The organism is Allochromatium palmeri, from assembly GCF_009720725.1.
Lineage (GTDB): Bacteria > Pseudomonadota > Gammaproteobacteria > Chromatiales > Chromatiaceae > Thermochromatium > Thermochromatium palmeri.
In genome coordinates this window covers 1-2,663 of sequence record NZ_WNKT01000107.1, presented here as the reverse complement: position 1 = coordinate 2,663, position 2,663 = coordinate 1, and the positions used below count along the sequence as shown (strand labels likewise).

At 56.9% G+C, this 2,663-nt stretch carries 3 protein-coding genes; all 3 read left to right on the top strand.

What is annotated here, in order from left to right:
- On the top strand, positions 1-485 hold a 485-nt coding region (locus tag GJ668_RS20850; protein ID WP_246195034.1), incomplete at its 5' end, for a BrnA antitoxin family protein.
- A gap of 8 nt (positions 486-493) precedes the next feature.
- Positions 494-775 carry a DUF2442 domain-containing protein gene (locus GJ668_RS19570; RefSeq protein ID WP_155451759.1) on the top strand — a complete coding sequence of 94 codons (282 nt, stop codon included), beginning with the start codon at positions 494-496 and terminating at the stop codon, positions 773-775.
- Between the two features lie 108 nt (positions 776-883).
- A complete protein-coding gene (locus tag GJ668_RS21045; RefSeq protein WP_155451758.1) occupies positions 884-2,611 on the top strand; it encodes a serine/threonine-protein kinase in 1,728 nt (575 codons plus the stop codon).
- The last annotated feature ends 52 nt before the right edge of the window (positions 2,612-2,663 follow it).

The following is a 2,663-nucleotide window of genomic DNA, read 5'->3' as shown; positions in this document are numbered from 1 at the left end:
GCGCCAACCGAGGCTCACCGCGACGGCTTGATCGGATGCATACCACGAAAAGTTTCAAGAAGGCCTACTGGGCACTGAGAAGGAGCGTGTTTTTGTCCAAAGTCCAAGAGATGAGACGATCCGTATCATCTCCATGCGTAAGGCAAGCCGTGATGAAATCAGTCTCTACTACAAAAATGCCGGTTATTTCTGAGGCGGACGATGAGGCGCCACTCTTAACGCAGGCCGATTTCGATCGGGCGACGTTTCGCGTGGGCGGAAAGGATGTGAGCCGTGAGGACTGGCAAGCCGCCGTCTGCGGTAAAACGGATAAGCGGCGTGTCTCGATCATGCTGGATGCAGCTATCATCGACTTCTTCAAGGCGCGGGCTGCTGGCAAAGGCTACCAGACGCTCATCAATGCCACACTGCGTGAGACGATGCAGCGCCAAACCCTGGAGGAGACTTTGCGTCGCGTGATTCGCGAAGAACTGCTTCATCATTAGGGAACCGAATGACCCCGGTCATCATCAAGATCACGCTTGCCGAGCCAGTCGATGACTTTAAGCTCCGTCTCGTTTTTGATGACGGTCGCGAGCAGCTTGTCGATTTTAGGCCATTTTTGTCGCGCTCACGTCACCCTGACATCCGTGCTTATCTGGATCCGGAACGGTTTGCATCGTTCCGTATCGAGCATGGCGAATTGATTTGGGGGGATTATGATCTGTGCTTCCCCATGCTGGATCTGTATCGCAATACTATCGACCATCAAGCGCCGATCCAGGCGGTAGCCTGAATCTTTACTTGATCGCTGTTTCATTCCGTATCGCTCGCCCCGTCCATGGGGTTGTGCTAGATTTCGACCGTCGATCGTCTCGTGTCCTTGTGTAGGAGTCTGCGCCCAATGGAAGCCGCCGCCGAGTCCCGCTGCCCGAACTGTTTCACGGTCCCGCTGAGCACGCCCTGTCGTCGTTGCGGCTGGGCGTCCGGTCTCGACAATCCGCCGCCGGCGCTGGCGTTGGGGACGCTGTTGGATGGGCGCTATCGGATCGGGCGGGTGCTGGGGCATGGCGGGTTCGGGATCACCTATCTGGCCTGGGACGAGAATCTGCATCTACGGCTGGCGATCAAGGAATATCTGCCGCGCGACAGTGCCACGCGCGCGCCGGATGGGGTGAGTCTGGCGGTCTATTCCGGTCCGGCGGCCGAGCAGTTCGCCTATGGGCTGGAGCGGTTTCTGGAGGAGGCGCGGGCGCTGGCGCGCTTCGATCAGCATCCGGGGATCGTGACGGTCAAGAGCTTCTTTCGGGCGCATGGGACGGGCTATTGCGTGATGGATTATGTCGAGGGTCTGACGTTCAAGCAGTATCTGGCGCAGCAGCCGGATGGACGGTTGGCGTTCGATCAGGCGTTGAAGCTGTTGATGCCGGTGATGGATGCCCTGCGCGCGGTGCACAAGGATGGGCTGCTGCATCGTGACATCACGCCCGACAACATCTATCTGACGCGCAGCGGGCGGGTGAAGCTGCTCGACTTCGGGGCGGCGCGGTTTGCGGCGGGTGAGCACAGTCGCAGTCTGTCGGTGATCCTGAAGCCCGGCTATGCGCCGGAGGAGCAGTACCGCACGCGCGGGCAGCAAGGGCCGTGGACGGATGTCTACAGTTTGGCGGCGACGCTGTATCGGGCGATTACCGGGCAGGTGCCGCCCGATGCACTGGATCGGCTCGAATCTGATGAGTTGATGCCGCCGTCGCGGTTGGGGGCAGGTATCAGGCCGGAGCAGGAGGCGGTGTTGCTCAAGGCGCTGGCGGTGCGGGCGGTGGAGCGTTTCGAGAGCGTCGAGGCGTTGCAGCGGGCTTGGAAGGAGGCGGCATCGTCTTCCAGTGCACCTGAGCAAAATCCGATTGATTCTGCCGCTTCATCTCAAAAGCCTTCAAACGCCGAGACGCCTAGAGTGACTCAACCGTCACGGGCTTCCAACGTCAAAAGAAAGCCAAATGTCCAGAAAAAGCGCCTCTCTCCACTGATTTTACTAATTCCGCTGTTAGTAGTTTTTGCCTTTTTAATATTTCCATATCACTCAACGATACCTGTATCTCCGTCGCCGACATATTCATTGCCAACTCCAGACGCATCTTCTCCGGCATCTCAACCAAATTTTGCCGATGGAATGGCTGCATTTGATCGTGGCGACTATCAACAAGCTTTTGCAATCTGGCAACCTCTAGCCGAGCAAGGCGATGCTAATGCGCAATTCTATCTTGGCAAGATGTATTTCAATGGTCAAGGTGTTGCTAAGGATTACTCTCAAGCCTTGCAGTGGTATCGCAAATCCGCAAAACAGGGATTCGCTCAGGCGCAAAACAATCTTGGCTCGATGTATACCAATGGTGAAGGCGTTGCTCAGGATGATGCCCAAGCCGTACAGTGGTATCGCAAAGCCGCCGCGCAGGGCGCTGACCTAGCGCAATTTAATCTTGGCTTGATGTATGCAAAGGGTCAAGGCGTTGCTCAGGATTATTCTCAAGCCGTGCAGTGGTTTCGCAAAGCCGCTGAACAGGGCGATGCTGAAGCGCAATTCTCTCTTGGTGTGATGTATGCCAACGGTCTAGTACCGCGCACCCTAAATTGACTGGACAATTTCATGCCATCAGCGGCTTGCCGATATAGGTCCAACGAAACGG

What these genes read in the sequence shown, in the direction of transcription:
- GJ668_RS19570 (WP_155451759.1), top strand. Translation starts at nt 494, where the DNA reads ATGACCCCGGTCATCATCAAGATCACGCTTGCCGAGCCAGTCGATGAC.
- GJ668_RS21045 (WP_155451758.1), top strand. Translation starts at nt 884, where the DNA reads ATGGAAGCCGCCGCCGAGTCCCGCTGCCCGAACTGTTTCACGGTCCCG.